Source organism: Methylobacterium sp. Leaf87 (assembly GCF_001422775.1).
Lineage (GTDB): Bacteria > Pseudomonadota > Alphaproteobacteria > Rhizobiales > Beijerinckiaceae > Methylobacterium.
In genome coordinates, this window is record NZ_LMMI01000061.1 from 1 (window position 1) to 22052 (window position 22052).

Below are 22052 nucleotides of genomic sequence, written 5' to 3' on the forward strand. Positions count from 1 at the left end.
CACCGGCCTGCCGGGCCACGTCCTGTACGTTGAGACGCTCGGCCGAGAGCAGAACGATACGGGCCCGCAGGATGTGTTTGAGGGGCCGTGATCGATCCCAGGCGATCTCGGTCAGCTATGACTGGGCGGTGGCATCGAGGAGCACGCAAACGGTCTGAGCCATCGCACAGACTCGCACACGTCACCCACCACGTGAATCCTCTGATCGCGTCAGTGCACTAGCGGAGGATTTGCGAGAGCGTGAGGCCGTTGCCGTCGCCTCGCTGCGCCAACCCGGGAATCCGCCTTGCAAAACCGCTTCTAAGACTAACGCATCGCCGGATAGATCTGTCCGCGACTTGCCCCCACCGATGATCGGATGACAACTCAAGCCTCGGCGATCGGAAGCGATACCCCTGCGCCTAAGCTCTTACCCACTCACGCCGCCCGTACGGTGGCGAGGAATCCGTCGACCTCGGCGCGCAGGCTCGTGGCCTGACGGGCGAGGTCGCTGGCGGCGGTCAGCACCTGGTCCGAGCCCGAGCGGGCGGACTCCGCCGCCTCGCTGACGCCGGCGATGTGGGTCGAGACCTGGCGGGTGCCGTCAGAGGTGAGGATTGTTGTGCGGGCGATCTCCTGGGTGGCCGCGTCCTGCTGCTGGACCGCCGCGGCGATGTCCTGCGACAGGGTGCTGAGGCGTTGGATCACCGTGGCGATGCCCCCGATGGTCTCGACGGACGCCGAGGTGGAGGCGGTGATCTCCTGGACCTTGGCGGCGATCTCCTCGGTCGCCCGGGTGGTCTGGTTGGCGAGTTCCTTCACCTCGGCGGCGACTACCGCGAAGCCTCGGCCGGCGTCGCCGGCCCGCGCGGCCTCGATGGTTGCGTTGAGGGCGAGCAGATTGGTCTGACCGGCGATGCTGGAGATGAGCCCGACGATCTCGCCGATGCTGCCGGCCGCCGCCGCGAGGCGGCGCACGTCCTCGCCCATGCGGGCGGTGTCGCGCTCGGCCTGGGCCGCCACCGTGGCGGAGGTCTCGACGCGAGTGCCGATCTCGCGCACGGAGGCACTGAGTTCCTCCGTCGCCGCCGCAACCGTATCGGCGCTGAGTGCCGCATTCCGCGAGGTGCTGGCGACGGCGCCGCTCAAGGTCGAGGTATCGTTGGCCGCCTGCGACAGGGCGTAGGCCGCGCCTTCGAGCTGGGCCGAGGCCGCCGAGACCGCTTCGACGATGCCGCCGGCCCGCGCCTCGAACCCGTCGGCGAGGGCGAGCATCGCTTGGCGCCGCTCGGCCGCCGAAGCGTGCGTCAGCTGCTCAGACTCCGCACGGATGCGCCGGCCCTCGCTCAGGCTGTCGCGGAACTCGGCGGCCGCGCGAGCGATGGCCATGACCTCGCGGGGGCCTTTCGTGGGAAGCGGGCCGGCATCCGCGCCGCGCCCGATGGCCGACAGGGCATCGGCGATCCGGGTGAGCGGACGGGCGATGGCGGTGCCGAAGCCGAAGGCGACGAGGCAGGACAGGGCGAGGGTCGCCACGCTGGCGCTCAACCACAGGACGGCGCTACGCTCCACGCCCGAACGTGCCGCTGCCGCGGCGCGCCCGAGATCGTCGACGAGTCGATCCTCGATCCGCTTGAGCTCGTCGATGCGCTGGGTCGCGGCGGTGAACCAGCCCGGTGCATCGGTGATGCCGAGGGGTTGGCCCGGGATCGTCGCCAGGACGATCGCGCGCTGGCGCTCGACCTCCCGGGCCGCCGGGCTCGTGGCGACGGCGTCGAGGAGTTCGGCCTGCGCGCGATCGGCGGCGAGGCGGAACAGGGTTTCGTGGATCGCCTGCCCGGCGCCGAGGGCCGTCAGCCTTGAGAACCCCGGCAGATCGAGTTGGCCGCTGCCTATGACGGCGGCCCCGGTCGCACGCTCCTGGCCGGCGAGTTCCTTGAGGGACAGGAACGACGAGTAGGCCGAGACCCGGGCGCTCAGGGCGGCGTCGTCCGCGACCTGGGACATGTCCCGAACGAGGTCGAGGGCCTTGGCGATGAGATCGGTGTAGGCCGCGAGGTTCTGGGCCGGGCTGCGGGCGAGGGTGTCCACCGCCTGACGGTGCGCGGCGAGACCCTCAAGGGCGGTGGCGAGGGTTCTGCCCCTTGGGGCGAGTCCGCCGGCGGCGCCCGTCTCCATCGAGGCGTAGCTCGTCATGAGACGCTCGCGGCTTGCATCCGTTCGGCCGCGCTGGGCGTCGAGTTCGGCGCGGAACCGGGTACCCTTCGATCCGAGATACAGGCTGGAGGCGCCGCGTTCGCGCTGGGCCTCGTGCACGAAACCGCCGGCATGACCCGCGAGGCCGAGAAGTCGCTCGACCTCGACCATGCGGCCGCGCTCTTCGATTCGCCCGGAGAGCGCAATGCTCGCCACCACGGCGAAGGCGAGGCACGGCGCCAGGGCGACGAGGAGAATTCGGCCACGGAGGGACGAAAGAACGGTACCGAGCATCGGAGCAACCTAGAAGAAGAACTCCGGCCCTGACTGCATCATGAATGTAAACATCGTGTTTGTGCACGATGGTCTGCCTATTTTTTAATCTCGAATGGTGCAAACTTCCTCGTTTGTGGAGGCGAACAATACCGCAAGCCAATGGGGCATTTGGGTTGTGACTCGGAGATCATTCCCGCACCGTCATAAATGTGGTGCGAGATCGTCCTGAGGCTTCTTCACTGCAGGCGCGAGCGTTGGGTGCGTACGTCGTCTTGGAACCGGCGCGCGGCGATGCCGCGATCACGTACGGCGAGCTTTATCAAGAAAGACTCCGGGACCGCCACGGGACGGCACGGGGAGAGCCCGCACGATCGGATCAGTGGGCTGTCGATCCGACCAGTCGACCGGCCGGCACCCTGGACGAACGGGTCAGGGGCAGGATGATCCGTCGCCGTGGCCGAATTCGGTTCGTTTCCCATCACCGGCCGTCGGATGGTTCAAGCATGACGATCGAGTTGCCGGCTGTTGGGCTGGGCTGTTCGTGGGAAGAAAAACTTTCGTCTCGACCAAGTTATTTTGAGAGTTGGAATAAACGAAAACCTGCCGAATGCGTGGGGAGCATGGCTCGATCCATTCTTTCCTGTGCCCTGCTTTATAGGACCGGAGTTATAGTTGATCGGAGACCGCAGCTCGGCGTTATAGTGCGCTGCAAAAACAGCATGCCGCACCGCACAAAAGCATGGTTTAATCACTCCATCGGGCGGCATCGAGCTGCCCAAACGGAGATTTTCCCATGCGCGCCATGACCGCCCTCACCCTCGCCACCCTCGTGTCGGCCGCTTTCGTGGCGAGCGCCGCCGTTGCCGGCGAGGCGACGTACCTGACCCCGCCGCTCTTCCGCGAGCAGGCCCGCGACACCCAGAAGGTGCGTCGTGTCAGCGACCTCACCACCACGCCGAACCTCGTGGTCGTGGCAAAGCCCCTCAACGCCGCGCGCACCATTCAGATCGTGGCGGATGCCGAGGCGACCGCCGCTCGCTAAAATCCCATCCGATGCGCGGTCCGACGCGCACCGGACGGGTCTGAGGGGCAGCGTCTACGCCTTGGTCGTCGGCGCGTTCGCGAGCCAGGCCCAAGCCGCCCCCTCGTCCGCGAGATCGAAGGTTTTCGTCTCCACCGGCATGACGAAGCCTGACAGGTCGATCATCGCCTTTGCGAAGGCCGGCGCACCCACGACGACGTAGCGCCGGATGTGCGCCAGCGAGCGCGCCTTCACGCTCGCCGCGTAGCCGTCGAAGGTCGCGCCGAGGTCGGAGCCCTCGTAGTTCGACATCACGATCAGCATGTCGATGGTGTCGAGGCTCTTCATGGTCTCGTCGGTGACGGCCGACATCCACTCGATATCCGGCTTTGTGATCCGGTCCTTGATCTCGAAAGCCAGAAGATCCGGGCGCGGTGAGTCACGCCGGATCACCGAACCGTCCGGTGCACTGTTCATGAACTCTGCCTCGTCTCTCGGGCGGGGGGCGTCAGCTCGGCTGTTCTTCGGTCTTCTCGATCTCCGGATCGTCCTCCTGCGGGACCGCCGGATGCGGCTCACCCTTGGGGGGCTGCTGGGGGGTGGGCTGCGTCTGGTCCGACTTCGTCTCGGGCGCGTCGTGGGTCTCGCTTGGGCTCATGGTGCTCTCCCGCTGAAATGCAGAGACCAAGCCGCGACGCTCGGGTGTGTTCCCGGCTTTCGCCCGTGACCGACACGACAGGGGCCGAACGCCGGAAGGGCCGGGCGTCGGGCCCGACCCCATTCGTTACGTATGACCCCGGGCGACCGCGACGGCGATCGTCAGGCGGTAGCCACCCCCTGCAAGGTCTCGGCAAGGTGGCTCGCGAAGGCGTCGCCCTTGTAGATCTCCGAAACGGCCTGCTTGAGCTTGGCCTCGTCGTCGGACTTGCCCAGCGCCTTGGCGTAGGCGGCGGCGGACCCGAAACCCGCGAGGCCGTAATGGGCCATGCGCTGATACTGCGCGATGATCACGATATCGCGCAGCTTGCCGTCCTGCGGCGCCTCCTCGCCGGCGTGCTTGCGCGCCTCGCTGACCAGACCCTCCATGCCCTTGCAATGCTCGGGCTCGACGGTTCCGCCGCATTGCTCGATGAGCGCTTTGAGAATGCCCGTGTGCTTGTTGATGCCGTCGACCGACCCGTCCAGCATCTGCTTCAGCGTCCCGTCGCTGGCCTTCTGGCTGAGCTGCTGGACGACGCGAACCATCTGGTCGTTCGCCGACCAGCTGTCCTTCAATTCGTCGAGATAGACGTCTTTTAAGCTGCTGGGTGCCGACATGAGGAATCTCCCTTGGTTTCCTCCATCAACCGCACCGGTCCGCGAACGTTCCGGGCAATAAACGGCCTTCTCCAACGTGTTTCGATTGCTGCGTTGTTCGGCGCCGCAGATCGATAAAGCCTCGCTTGCCTGATTTAACCTATATCTAAGTGAATTTGTCCTGCATCCGGATGACTCACAGGCGGAGCCGGACCGGGTCCGCCCGGTCGCCCCCGAGGGTGCAGGCGGCGTGGATTAGGGCGAGATGGCTCAGGCCCTGGGGCGTGTTGCCGAGGCCGTCCCCCGTCACCGGGTCGACCATCTCACTCAGGATGCCGACGCCGGGCGGCAGGGCCCCCAGAACGGCCGCGAAGGCGGCTTCAGCCTCGTCCTGGCGCCCGAGTTCGGCCAGGGCCTCCGCCACCCAGAACGAGCACGCGAGGAACGCCCCCTCCTCCCGCTCCGCCCCGGAGTAGCGGTAGAGGAACGGGCCATGCCCGAGTTCCGCCCGCACGGCGTCGAGGGTGGCCGACAGCCGGTCGCGCCCGTCGAAGCCGAAGCGCACGGCCAGAGCGATGGAGGCGTCCAGGCGCTCGGTTCCGGGATAGAACGTGTAGGCGCCTCGCGTCTCCGACCAGCAATGCGCCTCGACCCAGGCGGCGATGCGGTCGCGCTCGCGCTTCCAGCGCGGCACGCAGGTCGAGGGGAGGTGCCCGGCCTCGGCGAGCTCGACGGCGCGCGCCAGCCCCTGCCAGGCGCTGATCTTCGACATGGTGTAGTGCTGCGGCTCGTGCAGTTCCCAGATGCCCGCATCCTTCTGCCGCCAGCGATCGGCGCTCTGGTCGGCGAGCCCGGACAGAACCATGGCGCTGCGCTGGTCGAGGATGTTGCCGTCGGCGACGAACAGGGCCGCCGTCTCGAAGATGTCGCCGTAGATCCCGTGCTGGTGCTGGAGCGCGGCGCCGTTGCCGACCCGTACCGGACGGGAGCCGCGATAGCCGGGCAGGTCGAGGTTCTGTTCCTCGGGGCCGACATCTCCGCATAGGGTGTAGAGAACCTGCGGGCCGTGCCGGTCGAGGCGTTTCATCAGCCACGAGAACGCCGCCTTGGCCTCCGGCATCGCGCCCACCCGCAGGAAGGCGTTCACCGCGTAGCCGGCATCGCGGATCCAGGCGTAGCGGTAATCGTAGTTCTTCGGGCCGCCGATGCGCTCGGGCAGCGAGGTGGTGGCCGCCGCCGCGATGGCGCCGCTCGGCGAGTACAGCAGCAGCTTGAGCGCGAGCGCGCTGCGCCGGACTGCGTCGCGGTACGGACCTGCGTAGCGCAGGCTCTCGGCCCAGGCCCGCCAGGCACCGTCGCTGATGTCGATGCGCCGGTCGATCTCGTCCATCGCCGGCACGCCCAGGGGCTCGTCCTCGCCGGCGAGCAGCGCCACCGTGGCGCGCTCGCCCGCCGTCAGGGTCACGGTCGCCGCGATGGTGCGGTCCGCCTCCTCGGTGATCGTGACGTTGTCGCTGCACCGGAACAGGCCTAGGACCGGGCCGACATGGAACACGCAGCCGTTGGGGGTTGGCTGCAGCCAGGGCGAGGCGGTGTCGCCGCGGGTGCCGAACACCGCGCGGATGCGGAAGGTCATCGTGCCTGAGAGCACCTCGATGCGGCGGGCGAGCTCGCACCAGGGCAGGCGTCCGGCCGTGGAACTGTTGAGCGACTCAGTGAGCCGCGCCCGGCCCGTGTCGGAGGCGAACACCGTCTCCAGTACGTTGCTGTCCTGGCGGTAATGCCGCGCGACGCGGGTCGCGCCCTCGGGAGTGATCTGGAAGTAGCCCCCGGCCTCCGGGTCGAGCAGGCTGTCGAACAGCGGCGGCGAGTCCATCTCGGGCACGCACCACCACGCGACGGTCCCGTCCGGCGCCACGAGGACCACGGACCGGCCGTCGCCGAGGGCGGCGTAGTCCTGGATCGGAACCTCAGCGCCGGAACTCCGCCCTGATTCATCCGCGCGGTCCGGGTCGCCGCTCGTTCCCTCGTGCATGGTCGAATCGCGTTCCAGAGTCATCGTCGGGGTCCGGCGGGGGGCGGTCAGTTCTTCGGGACTTTGTCCTTGCCCTTGCCCGGGTTCGAGGTGTTGACGAGCGCCGGTGATTTCTGGGCGCGCAAGGTCTCTTCCTGTGCCTTCGTATCGATGCGCTTGGTGCGGGTGAACGGTTCGAGGGCCACGGGGCCGCCGGTCTTCAGGGCCTGGACGATGCCCTCCAGCACGCGCACGTCGGCGTAGCCCTCCTCGCCGTCCGGCTCCGGCTCGCGATCCTCGAGGATGCAGTCGGAGAAGTACTTCAGCTCCCCGCCGAAATGGTCGGTGTTCTTGAAGCTTGCGTGGCTCTTCGATTCGCCCAGGGTCACGGTGTGTTCCAGGGGCTTGCCGTACATGTAGGCGGGATTGACCTCGACGCTGCCCTTCGTGCCGACAACCGCGTAGGTGTCGAGGGTGTTGCCGTAATAGGACAGGACGAATTGTGCGAGGCGGTTGCCGGGAAAGCGCAGGGTGACCGCCACGGTGTCATCGAAATCGCCCATGCCCGCATCCGGGTGCCGGACGCCCACCGCCGAGACCACCTCCGTCGGCTCGTCGCCGAAGACGTAGCGGGCGGCGTTCACGGGATACGGCCCCATGTCGAAGATCGGGCCGGCCTCGACGCCGTTCCGGGCCCGGTGGTTCTCCGGCGAGACCATCTGGGTGAAGGTCGAGGAGAAGGTAAGGAGGTCGCCGAGCTTGCCGGAGCGGATGAGATCGATGGTCGCCAGGGTGGCGGGCTCGAAATGCAGGCGGTACGCCACCATCAGCTTGGCCGGCGAGGTCTCGGCGACGTTGAGGATCGCGCGGCACTTCTCCGTCGACACTTCCAGGGGCTTCTCGGCGAGCACATGGATACCGGCTTTGAGGGCCGGGATCGCAAACTCCGCATGGCGCCAGTTCGGCGTCGCGAGGTAGATCGCGTCGATGGTCCCAGAGGCGAGGAGTTCGTCGAACTGGTCGTACGTGTAGGAAGCGGTGACGCCGTACTGCTTGCCGACGCCGGACGCCTTTTCGGGGTCGCCGGTGACGAAGGCCACCACCTCGGAATTGCCCGTGTGGGCAACGCCGGGCAGCATGGCTTCCTGGGTGATGTCACCAAGAGCGACGAAGGCGTAGCGGACCTTTTTGCCGGAGGTCAGACCGAGGGCCGAGGCGATGCTCATGCGGGTCTCCAAACGAGGGCGAGCGAAGCGTGGGGATCGAGCCGGCCTGGGCATCGCACACGGCCTGCACGGGCCGCCGCGACCGCCGAAGGCGGCGCATAGGCTGTCAACGGAGCGCCCCATGGATCGTTGCAGGGGGATACGATCCGCCTCAGGGCGCCTGCCGATCCTGCCGATCCTGCCGATCCTGCCGATCCTGCCGCCAACGCCCGTGCGTTCGCGCTCATCGCCGCCGCCCGCCTCGACACGACGTGGCTCCGACCCTGGGGGCCGTCGCGGATCCGGTCTCGCGCCGAGAGGTTCCGGAGCCCGGGTTTCCCCCGACCACCCTCCTCCCTCCTACCAAGGAGACCTGTTCCGTGTGTCTGGGGCGCGGACCTGTGTATCGGCGACCTAGGAATAAGGAGGTGCGATCCCGGTCTTCCGTCCCGGAAACACATGCCAGCGTACACACGCCGAGGGACACAGGCCGAGGAACACACGTCGAGGAACACATGCCAGCGTACACACGCCGAGGGACACAGGCCGAGGAACACACGTCGAGGAACACACGCCAAAGGACACATGCAGAGGGACACCGGCCCGAACTTTCCGGGGACCGACGCTGCGTCGCGCTGACCGTGAGCGCCGTGCCAGTCGATGCTTCGCCGGTTCGGGGAGACTTCAAGGCACGGCCGCGTTCGTGTACTCAGTTTGTTCCGAATGATACCGTTGCGGTCGATGCTGGTCGGCGTTTCTGCCCGTCCAGCCCGCCACCAGCCGGACTTGCACGGCCGGTGGCGGCACCTTGTCTTGGACACCCGACGCCCGACATGCGGGTGGCCGGCGGATGCGAAGCCTGTCGAACCGACCCGAAGCGTGAAGAGATTCCATGGCCAAAGCCAAAGCCAGAGCCGCCGCCCGGCAAGCGGAAGTCGAGAAGGTCGAGGCCGACATCGAGAAGCTGTTCGACGGTGCCCGGGACGCCCGCGTGATTTCCGTGCGCGGCGCGCGTGAGCACAACCTCAAGAACATTGACCTGACGATTCCGCGCGACCGGCTCGTGGTGTTCACCGGGCTGTCGGGCTCGGGCAAGTCGTCGCTCGCCTTCGACACCATCTACGCCGAGGGCCAGCGCCGCTACGTCGAGTCGCTCTCGGCCTATGCCCGCCAGTTCCTCGAAATGATGGGCAAGCCCGACGTCGACCAGATCGACGGGCTCTCGCCGGCGATCTCCATCGAACAGAAGACCACTTCGAAGAACCCGCGCTCCACCGTCGGTACCGTCACCGAGATCTACGATTACATGCGTCTGCTGTGGGCGCGGGTCGGCATTCCGTACTCGCCCGCCACCGGCCTGCCCATCGAGAGCCAGACCGTGAGCCAGATGGTCGACCGGGTGCTCGCCCTGCCGGAGAAGAGCCGGCTCTACCTGCTCGCGCCCGTGGTGCGCGGCCGCAAGGGCGAGTACCGCAAGGAGATCGCCGAGTTCCAGAAGAAGGGGTTTCAGCGCCTGCGCGTCGACGGCGAGTACTGCGCCATCGACGACGTGCCGGCCCTCGACAAGAAGGTGAAGCACGACATCGACGTGGTGGTGGACCGCATCGTCGTGCGGGCCGACATCGCCGCGCGCCTCGCCGATTCGTTCGAGACCGCCCTCGATCTCGCCGACGGCATCGCGCTGATCGAATTCGCCGACACCCCCGAGGGCGAGGCCGCACGCGAGCCCATCACCTTCTCGTCGCGGTTCGCCTGTCCGGTCTCGGGCTTCACCATCGCGGAGATCGAGCCGCGGCTGTTCTCGTTCAACAACCCGTTCGGCGCCTGCCCCACCTGCGGCGGCATCGGCCACGAGATGCGCATCGACCCCGAACTCGTGATCTCGGACGCCAAGCTCAGCCTCAAGCGCGGCGCCGTCGGCCCGTGGGCGAAATCGACCTCGCCCTATTACGGCCAGACCCTGGATGCCCTGGCTCGGCACTACCGGTTCAAGACCACCGTGCCGTGGGCCGAGCTGCCCGAGACGGCGCGCACGGTGATCCTGCAGGGCACCGGCCGGGAATCCGTGCGCTTCGCCTACGACGACGGCATGCGCGCCTACGAGGTCAACAAGCCGTTCGAGGGCGTGATTCCGAACCTGGAGCGGCGCTACAAGGAGACGGAGAGCGACACCGCCCGCGAGGAGATCGCCCGGTTCATGAGCGCCACCCCGTGCGCCACCTGCACCGGCAAGCGCCTCAAGATCGAGGCGCTGTGCGTGAAGATCGCCATGGAGGACATCGGCGCGATCACGTCTCTCTCCGTGCGCGACGCGCACAGGTGGTTCTCCGAGCTCCCGGAAAAACTCACGGACAAGCAGAACGAGATCGCCTTCCGCATCCTCAAGGAGATCCGCGACCGGCTCACCTTCCTCATCGATGTCGGCCTCGATTACCTCACCCTGGGGCGGGGCTCGGGCTCCCTGTCGGGCGGCGAGAGCCAGCGCATCCGGCTCGCCTCCCAGATCGGCTCCGGGCTGACGGGCGTGCTCTACGTGCTGGACGAGCCCTCCATCGGCCTGCACCAGCGCGACAACGAGCGCCTGCTCGGCACCCTCAAGCGCCTGCGCGATCTCGGCAACTCGGTTATCGTCGTCGAGCACGACGAGGACGCGATCCTGCAGGCCGATTACGTGGTGGATGTCGGCCCCGGGGCCGGCATCCATGGCGGGCGGATCATCGCGCAGGGTACGCCCGCGGAGGTGCTGAAGAACCCCGCCTCGCTGACCGCCAAGTACCTCACCGGCGAGATGAGCGTGCGGGTGCCCACCGCCCGGAGGAAGCCGAAGAAGGGCAAGCTCAGCCTCGTGGGCGCGCGGGGCAACAACCTCAAGAACGTCTCGGTGGATATCCCGCTCGGCACCTTCACCTGCGTCTCGGGGGTCTCGGGCGGCGGCAAGTCGACCCTCATCATCGATACGCTCTACAAGTCCGTGGCGAAGACCCTGAACGGCGCGCACGAGCACCCGGCCCCGTTCGAGCGCCTCGACGGCCTGGAGAACCTCGACAAGGTCATCGATATCGACCAGTCGCCCATTGGGCGGACCCCGCGCTCGAACCCGGCCACGTACACGGGCGCGTTCACGCCGATCCGCGACTGGTTCGCCGGCCTGCCCGAGGCCAAGGCGCGGGGCTACCAGGCCGGGCGCTTCTCCTTCAACGTCAAGGGCGGGCGCTGCGAGGCCTGCTCCGGCGACGGCGTCATCAAGATCGAGATGCACTTCCTGCCCGACGTCTACGTCACCTGCGACGTGTGCAAGGGTCGCCGCTACGACCGCGAGACCCTGGAGGTGAAGTACCGCGACCGCTCCATCGCGGACGTCCTCGACATGACCGTCGAGGAGGCCGCCGACCTGTTCAAGGCGGTGCCGACCATCCGGGAGAAGATGGAGACCCTGGCCCGCGTCGGGCTCGGCTACGTCAAGGTCGGCCAGCAGGCCACCACCCTGTCGGGCGGCGAGGCCCAGCGGGTGAAGCTGTCGAAGGAGCTGTCGAAGCGGGCCACCGGCCGGACCCTCTACATCCTCGACGAGCCGACCACCGGGTTGCACTTCCACGACGTCGCCAAGCTCATGGAGGTTCTCCACGAGCTCGTCGACCAGGGCAACACCGTGGTGGTGATCGAGCACAACCTCGAAGTCATCAAGACCGCCGACTGGGTCATCGACATGGGCCCCGAGGGCGGCGACGGCGGCGGCGTGGTCGTGGCCGAGGGGACTCCCGAGCAGATCGCCCAAGCGAAGAAGAGCCATACCGGGCGCTTCCTGCGCGACGTCCTCGCCCGCCGGCCGCCGGCGCCCGTCGTCGCCAAGGGCCGCAAGGCCGCCGTTTAGGGATCGGGCGGCCCTCCGAACCGGCCCTCGGACGCGGATCGGTGGCGCTTCGGGGTGATTCGCGGGGCGGCCAAGGCTTTTTGGCCATTCGGGGCGGCCCCGCATCGCGGGAGCGGTCGAAGGCCCCCGGCGCCAAAGGTTAACGCTTGCGCAATCGCCGGAGGCGTCTTTCCTGTTTTGCCCGGTCCGTGCGGGGGCGACAAATGCTTGCGCCGTCAGCGATATCGTTCCGGTTCGTCCGAACGGACCCGCGTGCGCCGCGCCACAATGGTTAACGAACCGCGCTGTTGCACCGCGGCAAGATTGCGGCTTTTGCGCAACGGTCAGTTTGGAACTGCCCCGTTTCAGTGCAACGCGCTGTCATTCCGAGCCGAGCTGTAGAATAGTTCCCCTCGTTGAGACACGAATTCGGGCCGCAAGGGGGGCCTTCCAAACCAACGGGAACACGCTGCTCCAAAGCAGCGGACCGGCAGAATGGTGCGGAAGGCTACGCGGCGCCCGCCTGAAATCCTTGGGAAGGACAGACACATGATGAAGAACTGGCTCGCCGCCGGAGCGGTGGCGCTTTCGGTCGGCATGTCCGCCACCGCCGCCTTCGCCCAGACGACCACGGTTCCCGGTGAGCAGGTCGGCCTCGCCACCGGCGCCCCGCTGCCCGAGGGCATCTACGCCCTCAACACCTTCGTCTACCGCAGCAACGAGAACACCGGCCCCGGTGCCGTCGACGTCGGCGTCAACGTGCCCGTGCTCGTCTGGTCGACCCCGTTCGTGCCGTTCGGCGGCCGCGTCGAGCTCCTCGTCGCTCCCCCGACCGTGTTCGCCTTCGGCAAGAACAGCGGTCCCCAGGGCGCCCGTGATCTGTCCATCAACGTCGGCACCTTCGTCGGCGGCATCTGGGCCTTCGATCTCGGCAACAACTTCGGCGTCAGCTTGCTCGGCGGTGTCTACCTCAACGAGCTCAATGCCGGTCGCGGCGTCCTCGTCAACAACTCCGGCAACTTCGCCGGTGCGCCGGTTCTCGGCCAGCTCGCCTCGAACACCTACCGCATGGGCGTCGCCGCCAGCTACACCGGCGATGGCTACAACCTGACCGCCAACCTGACCGCCAACATCTACGACTCGCCGGCCTCGTTCGGCGGCGCCAACACGGTGGGCTTCGGCAACACCCGCGGTCCCTTCAACATCTCCGATTCGCTCAACCTCGACCTGACCGCGACCAAGAAGTTCGGTAAGTTCGAGATCGGCGCCATCGGTTACGGCACCTACAACTTCGACATCAGCCCCTTCAGCCTCGCTGCCGGCAACCGCGGCAACTTCTCGGTCGGCGGTCTCATCGGCTACGACTTCGGACCCGTCACCGCCCAGGCCTACGTCGCCACCACGGTCGCCAACGCCGTGCGCCGCGCCGACACGGTCGAAGGCTGGTTCCGCCTGATCGTTCCGCTGTACTCGCCCACCGCCGTCGCCGCCGCTCCGGTGTCGCCGATCATCCGCAAGTACTGATCCCGCAAGTACTGATCCCGCAAGGACTGATCGCGGACCTCCGGGTCCGCGGGTCCCCGGACACAACACGCCGTTCCTCCCCCGGGAGGGACGGTTTTTCGTTTTTGGCGCCCTCGGCGCTGGGGTCGACCGCCGGAGGCTCGCGCGAAACTCGGGTCACCGCGGGGGGCCGTCAGCCACTCCTTAAGTCTCCTCGTTCAGAATGTCCGCTCGAACGACGCGAGACCCGACCGATGCAAGCCAGCGAGACCGGCGCGATGGGACCCGACGGATCGGCCCGGGCGTCATGTCCGGAGCGCGGATTGCCCGGCCGTGGCCTGACGCAGGTGGCGCTGTTCTCCGGCACCCTGATGCTGGCGGCTTTCCTGCTGTTCAGCCTGCAGCCGATCTTCACCAAGCGGATCCTGCCCGTCCTCGGCGGCACGCCGGGGGTGTGGTCCGTCGCCATGGTGTTCTTCCAGGCCCTGCTGCTCGCGGGCTACGCCTACGCCCACGCCCTGACCCGGTGGCTGCCGTTCCGGATCGCCGCGACCGTGCACGGCCTCGTGCTGCTCGGGGGCGCCGCGTTCCTTCCCATCGGGATCGCCGCCGGATACGGGAGCGTCGGCACGGGCGACGAGGCCCTGTGGCTGGTCGGCCTCTTCCTCGCCTCCATCGGCGCGCCGTTCTTCGCCCTCTCGGCGAGCGCGCCCCTGCTCTAGGCCTGGTTCGCCCGCTCGGACGACCCCGCGGCGGCGGACCCGTACTTCCTCTACCGGGCCTCGAACCTCGGATCGTTCGCGGCCCTCCTCGCCTATCCCCTCGCCATCGAGCCGATGCTGGGCCTCGCCGAGCAGACGCGGCTGTGGTCGGTCGGCTACGGCCTCGGGGCCTGCGCACTGGCGGCCTGCGCCCTCTCGGTGATGCGAGCGGCGCGAAGGCCGGTTCGCGCGGCGGAGGCCGAGGCCGAGGCCATCGGCCCGTCCCGGCGCCTGGCCTGGATCGGCCTCTCGGCCGTGCCGTCGGGCCTGCTCGTCGCGGTCACGGCCCACATCACCACCGATGTGGCGGCGATCCCCCTCATGTGGGTCATCCCGCTGGCCCTCTATCTCCTGACCTTCGTCATCACCTTCCGGCCCCTCGCCACCTGGCCGGAGCGCCCCCTCGCCGTCCTGCTGACGGCCGGGACGGCCTTGGTCCTGGGCGTCGCCGTCATCGGGCGCCTGCCGTTCCTGATCGATCTGCCCTTGAGCCTCGGGCTCGGCTTCGTCGCGAGCCTCGTCGCCCACCGGGCCGTCTACGGGCTGCGGCCGTCCGCACGACGCCTGACCGAGTTCTACCTGTTCACGTCGCTCGGCGGCATGCTCGGGGGCCTGTTCGCGGCGCTCATCGCCCCGCGGCTGTTCCCGACGGTGGCGGAGTACCCGCTGCTCCTCGTCGCGGCCCTGGCCTGCCGCCCCGGCACCTTCGCGGGCCTGCGCCGCGTGCGCCCCGACCTGCGGCACCGGCTGCGCCCGGCCCTGCTCGCCGGCGCGGTCGTCGGAATCGTCGGGGTGCTGGGATGGCGCGTCCCGGGCCTCGCGCCCCACCTGGCGATGATCGTGCTGATGGCCGGGCTTCTGGTGAGCTGGCGCGCGCCGCGGCGAGTCGTCGGCTTTGCCGCGCTGCTCTGCGCCCTCGCCCTGGCGATGCCGCACCTCGTCGCCCGGGACTACGAGAGCCGACGCAGCTTCTTCGGGGTCCATCGCATCGAGACCGATGCGTCGGGCCGCTTCCGCCTGCTCACGCACGGCACCACGCTGCACGGCGCCATCCGCATCCGCGCGGACGATGGCGGGCCCGCCCTCGGGCGGCCCGAATCCACCACCTACTACGCGCCCGGCAACGCCATCGCGGATGTCCTCGCGGTCGGCCGCGCGGCGCACGGGCCCCTGCCGGCGGTGGCCGTGGTAGGCCTCGGCGCCGGCAGCCTCGCCTGCCAGTCCGAACCCGGGGAAGCCTGGACGTTCTACGAGATCGATCCCGTGGTCATCCGCCTCGCCACCGACCCCGCCCGGTTCCGCTTCCTCCAGGAATGCACGCCCTCGGCCCGGATCGTCCAGGGCGACGCCCGCCTGACCCTCGCCGCCGAGACCGGTTCGGTACGCGTGCTCATCGTCGACGCGTTCTCGTCCGACGCGATCCCGATGCACCTGCTCACGGGTGAGGCCCTGGCGCTCTACCGCAGCCGTCTCGATGCGCAGGGCGTCCTCGCGCTCCACATCTCCAACCGCCATTTCGACCTGCGGCCGGCCCTGGCGCGCGCCGCCGCCGAGCAGGGCCTGACCCTCCTCCAGCGCCTCGACCGGCTCGACGAGCCCTTCGAGGCCCACTACCGCGCGCCCGCCCTCGTGGTCATCGCCACCCGCGATCCGGTGGTCGAACGGGAAGCCGTGCGGCTGGGCTGGACGCCCGTCGCCCCCGACATGACGCGCCGGCCCTGGACCGACGACTACGCCAACGTCCTCGAAGCGTTCTTCGACAAGCTCGGGCACACGAAGGCCGCGCCGCTGCGGGATTGATGCCGGCGGCGCGGGGTGCGTGAGCCGGGCCGCTAACCGACCCGGTTGAGCCGGCGCGCGCCGGCGAAGCGGTTGAGGAAGCGCGGCTCCTTCTCGGGGGCGATGCGGAAGGCGAGGTGCATGGTGCCGCCCTCCTCCTCGCGCCGGTCCAGAACCTCGCCGTTCTCGTAGAGCCAGTGCAGGGACGCCCCGTCCTCGGGCGGCAGCACCACCGCGAAGGTGGAGCGCTGGCGCGCGATGCGGGCCTCGATCCGGCTGGTGAGCGCCGTGAGCCCCTCCCCCGTGAGGGCCGAGACGAGGACCGGCGCGTCGCTGTCCCGATCCGTGCGCCCCTGCGCGCTGAGGTTGAGCAGACGCGTGCGCTCGGCCGGATCCAGGAGGTCGGCCTTGTTCCAGACCTCGATGATCCGGGTGGCGCTGGTCTCGATCCCGAGTTCGCGCAGCACCGCGCCGACATCCTCGGCCTGGGCCTCGCTGTCGCCGTGCGACACGTCACGGACGTGGAGCAGGATGTCGGCCTCGATCACGTCCTCCAACGTGGCCCGGAAGGCCGCGATGAGGGAGGTCGGCAGCTCGGAGATGAAACCCACCGTGTCGGACAGGATCACCGTCTCGCCATGCGGCAGCTTGGTGGCGCGCGCCGTCGGGTCGAGGGTGGCGAACAGCATGTCCTGCGCCATCACCTGGGCCTTGGTGAGGGCGTTGAAGAGGGTCGACTTGCCGGCATTGGTGTAGCCGACGAGGGCAACGATGGGATACGGCACCCGTGCCCGGCCCTGCCGGTGGAGGCCGCGGGTGCGGGTGACGCCGTCGAGTTCGCGCTCGATCTTCGTCATCCGCTCCTGAATCATGCGGCGGTCGGCTTCGATCTGGGTTTCGCCGGGGCCGCCGAGGAAGCCGAAGCCGCCGCGCTGGCGCTCCAGGTGGGTCCAGGACCGCACGAGGCGGCTGCGCTGGTAGGCCAGATGCGCGTGCTCGACCTGCAGCGTGCCCTCGCGCGTCGAGGCGCGGCGCCCGAAAATCTCGAGGATGAGGCCGGTGCGGTCGATGACCTTGCAGCCGAACTCCTTCTCAAGATTGCGCTGCTGGACCGGCGACAGGGCGCAATCCATCACCACGAGGCCGATCTCGCGCGCCTTGATCACGCCGGCGAGTTCCTCGACGCGGCCCTTGCCGAGATAGGTCGACGGCCGGATGCGCTGTACCGGCGCGAAGATCGCCTCGACCACGTCGAGCTCGATGGCGGCGGCGAGGCCCGAGGCCTCGTCGAGGCGCGCTTCGTTGGAGCGCAGGATCTCGGTGTTGTGGACGCTCCCGACACTGCGCTGCGCGACCCGGCCGAGATACGGCCCGACCACGAGGGTGTGGGTCGCGGCCGCGATGTCGCCCTCGGGGGCGGCCATCGCCTGGAGCCGGGCTTCGCCGGGCGTCATGATTTCCGTCATAGGTTACGCGTCAGACCCTGTCCTGTGATCTCAGGACATTGGGCGCGCGGACACGCCAGACAAGGGCGCGGGGTGCTAATCCGGGGAAACAGGCCTTCGACTCTCCTCGGATCAAACGGACCCCTTCCATCGGAGGAGATCGAAGCGATCGCAGGCCACACCACCGTCGTTCCGGGGCGTGCGCTGAGCCAACCCGGACGGCCGCGCCGGAGGCGTGCAATCCAGATCTGCAGATTGCGGAAAAATTCGGCGGACCCTGTGTTTCTGGATCCCGGGTTCCGCTGCGCTGCCCCGGGATGACACGGCGCAGGAGACGCCCGTTTCCTCAAGCGTCCCCGCAATCGCTCAGGCCAGCGCCTTCTCCACCGGGGCGGTCTCGTCCGGCTCGAACAATTGCACGGGATGGCCCGGCATGATGGTCGAGATGGCGTGCTTATAAACAAGCTGGGAATGGCCGTCGCGACGAAGGAGGACGCAGAAATTGTCGAACCACGTCACCACGCCCTGAAGCTTGACCCCGTTGACGAGGAAGATGGTGAGCGGGATCTTGTTCTTTCGAACGTGGTTCAGGAACGTGTCCTGCAGGTTTTGAGCGCGTTCGCCCGCCATTGTTCTTATCCTTGATCAAACTGCCGCCCGCCGCGAATGACGGGTTCTCATCAGTCGGGTGCGGGGTGTTCGGAGCGACGACTTGATCCGGTGCCCCCCGCGGACACCATTACACGTGCATCGGCGCAGCGATGCAAGTCCGGCTCGGAGAGTCCGGCTCCAAAAGTCAGGCTCGGCAAGCCCGTGTTGGCAGCCCGTGTTGGCAAGCCCGTCTGCCGGCCATGCGCCCGGCATCGTCCGTGCCGCGCCTCAGGGGCCGATGCCGAGGGACTTCAGTTTCCTGTGCAGGGCCGAACGCTCCATGCCGATGAACTCGGCCGTGCGCGAGATGTTGCCCGAGAATCGGGCGATCTGCGCCACGAGGTACTCGCGCTCGAAGATCTCGCGGGCTTCGCGGAGCGCGAGGCTCATGAGCTTCTCGCCGCCCGAGCCGTTGGGCGTCGTCGGCACCAGGGCCCCGATCTCGGTCGGGAGCATCTCGGAGGTGACCTCCTGCTCCGGGTCGGTGTGGGTGAGGATCATCAGGCGTTCGACGTTGTTGCGCAGCTGACGCACGTTGCCGGGCCAGTCGTGCGATTGCAGCACCGCCATGGCGTCGTCGGCGATGCGCCGGCGCGGCAGGCCGGTGGCGCCCGAGATCTGCTCCATGAAGAACGCGATCAGCTCGGGCACGTCCTCGCGGCGCTCGGACAAGGCCGGCACCCGGATCGGCACCACGGAGAGCCGGTGGAACAGATCCTCGCGGAAGCGGCCGGCGGCGATCTCCTCGGCGAGATCGCGCGACGACGACGAGATGATGCGGACATCGACGTGCACCCGGGTGGTGCCACCGACGCGCTGGAAGTTCTGGTCGACGAGGACCCGCAGGATGCGGTTCTGGGTCTCGCGCGGCATGTCGGCGACTTCGTCGATGTAAAGGGAGCCGCCATGGGCCTCCTCCAGGGCGCCGACCCGGCGCGCCCGCCCCTCCCCCGCCTCGACGCCGAACAGCTCGGCCTCCATGGTGTCGGGGGTGATGGTGGCGGCGTTGATCACCACGAACGGCCCGTTGGCGCGCGTCGACGTGGCGTGCAGGGTGCGGGCCGAGAGCTCCTTGCCGGAGCCCGGCGCCCCGAGGATCATCACCCGGGCGTTGGTGGGCGCCACGCGCTCCACGGTCTGGCGCAGCTGGTTGCACACCACGGAGGCACCGACGAGGCGGCTCGCCTGCCCCGAGCGGGTCTTGAGGTCGCGCACCTCGCGCTTGAGGCGGGACGCCTCCAGGGCGCGCTCGGCGACGAGGATGAGCCGGTCCGCCTTGAACGGCTTCTCGATGAAGTCGTAGGCGCCCGCCTTGATGGCCGCCACGGCGGTCTCGATGTTGCCGTGGCCCGAGATCATCACCACGGGCAGATCGGGGTGGCCCGCCTTGATCTGATCCAACACCTGCAGCCCGTCGAGGCGCGAGCCCTGGAGCCAGATGTCGAGGAAGACGAGGTGGGGCCGGCGCGATTCGATGGCCGCCAGGGCCTCGTCGGAGCCGCCGGCCGTGCGGGTGCGGTGGCCCTCGTCGTCGAGGATGCCGGCGACGAGGTCGCGGATGTCGGCCTCGTCGTCGACGATCAGGATATCGGCGCTCATGACTGCATCTCCGCGATTGGGGGGGCCGTCCGCGCGGCGCCCTTCTCATCCTGCGCGGAGGGTTGGCCCTCCGGCGTCGTCTGCCCCGGGGGGGCCTTCTCCTGCGGAACTTGCGGCACGCGCATCCGCACGCGTCCGCCCCGTCCCTCGGGGTTGTCGTTGAGTTCGATCCCGCCGCCGTGCTCTTCCAGCACCTTGCTGACGATGGCGAGGCCGAGTCCCGTCCCGCCCTCGCGGGTGGTCATATAGGGCTCGAGCAGGCGCTGGCGCCCCTCGGCGGGAAATCCCTTGCCGTTGTCGGTGACCTCGATGACGGCGAAGCCCTCCTCGAGGATGAGGCGCACGTCGACTTTCCCCTTGCCCAGATCGGCCTCCGGCACCGCCTGCACCGCCTCGACGGCGTTCTTGAGGATGTTGGTGATGGCCTGGGACAAAAGCCGGATGTCGAAGGCCGCGAGCACCCGCTCGGTCCCGGCCTCCGAGAAGCCGAACTCCATGTCCGGATGGGCCACGCGCATCATGAACAGGTTCTGGCGGGTGATCTCGCTGAGATCGTTCTGGGCGATGGCCGGCTTCGGCATCCGGGCGAAGGACGAAAACTCGTCGACCATGCGTTTGATCTCGTCGACCTGGCGGATGATCGTCGCCGTGCACTGGTCGAACACGTCCTTGTCCGCGACGATCACTTTTCCGTATTTGCGCCGGATGCGCTCGGCCGAGAGCTGGATCGGCGTCAGCGGGTTCTTGATCTCGTGGGCGATGCGGCGGGCCACATCGGCCCAGGCCGAGGTGCGCTGGGCCGAGACGAGGTCGGTGATGTCGTCGAGCGTCACCACGAAACCGCGGGCGCCCCCTTGCGCCTGCTCGCTGGTGACCCGGACCGTCACCGTGCGCTCGCGCCCGTCGCGGGTGAGCTGGATCTGCTGCTGAAGGGCGCGCTGACGGCCCTCGCCGCCCTCGGGGAACAGCGGCGCCAACTCGGGCACGGCCTGGATCAGGGGCTGGCCCACGATGGCGTCCGCCGTCAGCCCGAGGGTGCGCTCCACGGAGGGGTTGGCGATGGTGACGCGCCCCCCCGCATCGACCCCGATGACGCCCGGCGAGACGCCCGACAGCACGGCCTCGGTGAAGCGCCGGCGCCGGTCGATGAGGTCGCTCGCCGCCATCAACCCGTCGTGCTGGCGCCTGAGCTCCTGCGTCATCTTGTTGAAGCTCTCGGACAGGTGCGCGAGGTCGCCGTCGCTCTTCCGGGCCGGGACCTGGGCGTAGAAGTTGCCCGACGCGACCTGATCGGCGGCGTTGATGAGCCGGCGGATGGGCGCCACGAAGCGGTTGGCGAAGTTGAGCCCGAACCACACCGCCGACAGCAGGGCGATGAGGGCGATGAGCACGAACACCGAGGCGAAGCTGATCTGGATCGAGCGCTTCAGGGAATCGTAGGTGAGGTACTCGGCCGCCGCCGCCCGCGACACGCCGGGGAACTCGACGGCGAGCTGGCTGACCTCGCGCTGCACCAGCAGCACGGCGCCGTCATAGGCGGTCATCCGAAACAGGGCGGCGAAGATCCGGCCCTCGCTCGGCACGAGGCAGATGGGGTCGGTGGATTTCGCCGCGTCCTCGAAGGCGGCGGCCGAGGGCAGGCGCCGGTCCTTCAAGGGATCGATCTGCGCGCGCGCCACCACGGAATCGGGGCCGCGCATGATCTCGGCCACCGGCAGGCCGAGGGCCGTGGCGCGGGTGGTGAGGAAGCTCTCGAACCATTGCCGGTTCACGTCGAAGTTCGGCCGTGCCCGGGTGAGGTCGTCGGCCAGAATCCGGATCTCGCGGGCGAGGCTCTGGCACTGGTTCTCCTGATAGGCGTCCGCCACCTCGACGGATTTCAGCACCACGTCGCGGACCCGGTCGGTGAAGCCCAGCGACAGGCCCCGGTCGATGGTCACGGCCGCCACCACGGCGAGCAGTACGGTTGGCAGGATGGCGATGAGGGAGAACAGGCCGACGATGCGGGTGTGGAGCCGGGCCACCGCCGCGTTGGTGCGGCGCGCGTGCAGGAAGACCCGCGCCTCCCAGGCGATGATGACGATGAGACCGAGCACGAGGACGACGTTGATGCCGAGCAGCGTCAGCCCGACGGTGGGCGTCGGCGTCACCCGGATCACCCCGGCGAGAATCAGGAAGGTGGCGATGGCCGAGACGAGGGCGGTGACCACCACCAGGGCCCCGACCCAGCCGGGTCCGCGCGGCGGCGGCTTCAACGGAGCCGCATCGGAATCCGGCGGCGTTCCGGCCGTGCCGGACGCCTCCCCAGAACCCTTCGATGCCTTGAAACGCCGCAGCCACGCCATGCGTGATGCATCGCCACAACAGTGTGGCGAAATTAATACGGATTGGGCAGGAAGTCCTTCGGAAGGGCGGCGCTTGGATCGCCGATGAATGTCTCCGGCGGGATCCCCGGCGAGGCACGAACCCTGCCTTGC

Annotated in this window: 15 protein-coding genes; 5 read left to right on the forward strand and 10 right to left on the reverse strand. The window is 68.5% G+C overall.

Annotated elements, in window-relative coordinates; all coding sequences use genetic code 11:
- Positions 1-417 precede the first annotated feature (417 nt).
- Complete coding sequence (locus ASF22_RS21830) at positions 418-2469, reverse strand: nitrate- and nitrite sensing domain-containing protein (protein WP_056268310.1); 2052 nt, start codon at positions 2467-2469, stop codon at positions 418-420.
- A 775-nt stretch (positions 2470-3244) separates the two neighbouring features.
- On the opposite strand from ASF22_RS21830, the gene ASF22_RS21835 reads away from it, so the two are divergent.
- Positions 3245-3493 (forward strand): hypothetical protein, encoded by a 249-nt coding sequence (locus tag ASF22_RS21835; RefSeq protein ID WP_056268313.1) that lies wholly within the window; start codon positions 3245-3247, stop codon positions 3491-3493.
- Between the two features lie 54 nt (positions 3494-3547).
- Here the strand turns inward: ASF22_RS21835 and ASF22_RS21840 are convergent, their stop codons facing one another.
- From ASF22_RS21840 to ASF22_RS21855, 5 genes are all read right to left on the reverse strand, one after another.
- The gene (locus ASF22_RS21840) at positions 3548-3949 is read right to left on the reverse strand and encodes an STAS/SEC14 domain-containing protein (protein WP_056268316.1); all 402 of its coding nucleotides are present in this window, start codon (positions 3947-3949) and stop codon (positions 3548-3550) included.
- Between the two features lie 31 nt (positions 3950-3980).
- The gene (locus tag ASF22_RS24295; protein ID WP_156647887.1) at positions 3981-4130 is read right to left on the reverse strand and encodes a hypothetical protein; all 150 of its coding nucleotides are present in this window, start codon (positions 4128-4130) and stop codon (positions 3981-3983) included.
- Between the two features lie 161 nt (positions 4131-4291).
- Complete coding sequence (locus ASF22_RS21845) at positions 4292-4789, reverse strand: ferritin-like domain-containing protein (RefSeq protein ID WP_056268319.1); 498 nt, start codon at positions 4787-4789, stop codon at positions 4292-4294.
- A 175-nt stretch (positions 4790-4964) separates the two neighbouring features.
- Complete coding sequence (locus ASF22_RS21850; RefSeq protein WP_244474386.1) at positions 4965-6827, reverse strand: glycoside hydrolase family 15 protein; 1863 nt, start codon at positions 6825-6827, stop codon at positions 4965-4967.
- Positions 6828-6850: 23 nt separating this feature from the next.
- A complete protein-coding gene (locus ASF22_RS21855) occupies positions 6851-8008 on the reverse strand; it encodes a Gfo/Idh/MocA family oxidoreductase (protein WP_056174622.1) in 1158 nt (385 codons plus the stop codon).
- Positions 8009-8879: 871 nt separating this feature from the next.
- Here ASF22_RS21855 and uvrA point away from each other — a divergent pair.
- The 4 genes from uvrA to ASF22_RS21875 all read left to right on the forward strand — a co-directional run bounded on the left by uvrA (position 8880) and on the right by ASF22_RS21875 (position 15901).
- Positions 8880-11858 carry an excinuclease ABC subunit UvrA gene (gene uvrA / locus ASF22_RS21860; RefSeq protein WP_056268321.1) on the forward strand — a complete coding sequence of 993 codons (2979 nt, stop codon included), beginning with the start codon at positions 8880-8882 and terminating at the stop codon, positions 11856-11858.
- A 528-nt stretch (positions 11859-12386) separates the two neighbouring features.
- Entirely contained in the window at positions 12387-13361 is a 975-nt protein-coding gene (locus ASF22_RS21865) for a transporter (protein ID WP_056268324.1), read from the forward strand.
- Between the two features lie 233 nt (positions 13362-13594).
- Positions 13595-14062, forward strand: a complete 468-nt coding sequence (locus tag ASF22_RS21870; RefSeq protein WP_056268327.1) for a hypothetical protein — start codon at positions 13595-13597, stop codon at positions 14060-14062.
- 114 nt (positions 14063-14176) lie between these two features.
- The gene (locus ASF22_RS21875; protein ID WP_056268330.1) at positions 14177-15901 is read left to right on the forward strand and encodes a fused MFS/spermidine synthase; all 1725 of its coding nucleotides are present in this window, start codon (positions 14177-14179) and stop codon (positions 15899-15901) included.
- Positions 15902-15933: 32 nt separating this feature from the next.
- Here the strand turns inward: ASF22_RS21875 and hflX are convergent, their stop codons facing one another.
- From hflX to ASF22_RS21895, 4 genes are all read right to left on the reverse strand, one after another.
- Positions 15934-17346, reverse strand: coding sequence for a GTPase HflX (gene hflX, locus ASF22_RS21880; RefSeq protein WP_056268333.1), 1413 nt, complete (start codon positions 17344-17346; stop codon positions 15934-15936).
- A 345-nt stretch (positions 17347-17691) separates the two neighbouring features.
- Entirely contained in the window at positions 17692-17955 is a 264-nt protein-coding gene (gene hfq, locus ASF22_RS21885) for an RNA chaperone Hfq (protein ID WP_056268336.1), read from the reverse strand.
- Positions 17956-18204: 249 nt separating this feature from the next.
- Positions 18205-19575, reverse strand: a complete 1371-nt coding sequence (locus ASF22_RS21890; protein ID WP_056268340.1) for a sigma-54 dependent transcriptional regulator — start codon at positions 19573-19575, stop codon at positions 18205-18207.
- Positions 19572-21920 (reverse strand): PAS domain-containing sensor histidine kinase, encoded by a 2349-nt coding sequence (locus tag ASF22_RS21895; RefSeq protein ID WP_056268343.1) that lies wholly within the window; start codon positions 21918-21920, stop codon positions 19572-19574. The genes ASF22_RS21890 and ASF22_RS21895 overlap by 4 nt, the downstream gene beginning before the upstream one ends.
- Between the last annotated feature and the right edge of the window lie 132 nt (positions 21921-22052).

Coding starts and splice junctions, on each gene's coding strand:
- ASF22_RS21830 (WP_056268310.1), bottom strand. CDS start 2,469: ATGCTCGGTACCGTTCTTTCGTCCCTCCGTGGCCGAATTCTCCTCGTC.
- ASF22_RS21835 (WP_056268313.1), top strand. CDS start 3,245: ATGCGCGCCATGACCGCCCTCACCCTCGCCACCCTCGTGTCGGCCGCT.
- ASF22_RS21840 (WP_056268316.1), bottom strand. CDS start 3,949: ATGAACAGTGCACCGGACGGTTCGGTGATCCGGCGTGACTCACCGCGC.
- ASF22_RS24295 (WP_156647887.1), bottom strand. CDS start 4,130: ATGAGCCCAAGCGAGACCCACGACGCGCCCGAGACGAAGTCGGACCAG.
- ASF22_RS21845 (WP_056268319.1), bottom strand. CDS start 4,789: ATGTCGGCACCCAGCAGCTTAAAAGACGTCTATCTCGACGAATTGAAG.
- ASF22_RS21850 (WP_244474386.1), bottom strand. CDS start 6,827: ATGACTCTGGAACGCGATTCGACCATGCACGAGGGAACGAGCGGCGAC.
- ASF22_RS21855 (WP_056174622.1), bottom strand. CDS start 8,008: ATGAGCATCGCCTCGGCCCTCGGTCTGACCTCCGGCAAAAAGGTCCGC.
- uvrA (WP_056268321.1), top strand. CDS start 8,880: ATGGCCAAAGCCAAAGCCAGAGCCGCCGCCCGGCAAGCGGAAGTCGAG.
- ASF22_RS21865 (WP_056268324.1), top strand. CDS start 12,387: ATGATGAAGAACTGGCTCGCCGCCGGAGCGGTGGCGCTTTCGGTCGGC.
- ASF22_RS21870 (WP_056268327.1), top strand. CDS start 13,595: ATGCAAGCCAGCGAGACCGGCGCGATGGGACCCGACGGATCGGCCCGG.
- ASF22_RS21875 (WP_056268330.1), top strand. CDS start 14,177: ATGCTGGGCCTCGCCGAGCAGACGCGGCTGTGGTCGGTCGGCTACGGC.
- hflX (WP_056268333.1), bottom strand. CDS start 17,346: ATGACGGAAATCATGACGCCCGGCGAAGCCCGGCTCCAGGCGATGGCC.
- hfq (WP_056268336.1), bottom strand. CDS start 17,955: ATGGCGGGCGAACGCGCTCAAAACCTGCAGGACACGTTCCTGAACCAC.
- ASF22_RS21890 (WP_056268340.1), bottom strand. CDS start 19,575: ATGAGCGCCGATATCCTGATCGTCGACGACGAGGCCGACATCCGCGAC.
- ASF22_RS21895 (WP_056268343.1), bottom strand. CDS start 21,920: ATGGCGTGGCTGCGGCGTTTCAAGGCATCGAAGGGTTCTGGGGAGGCG.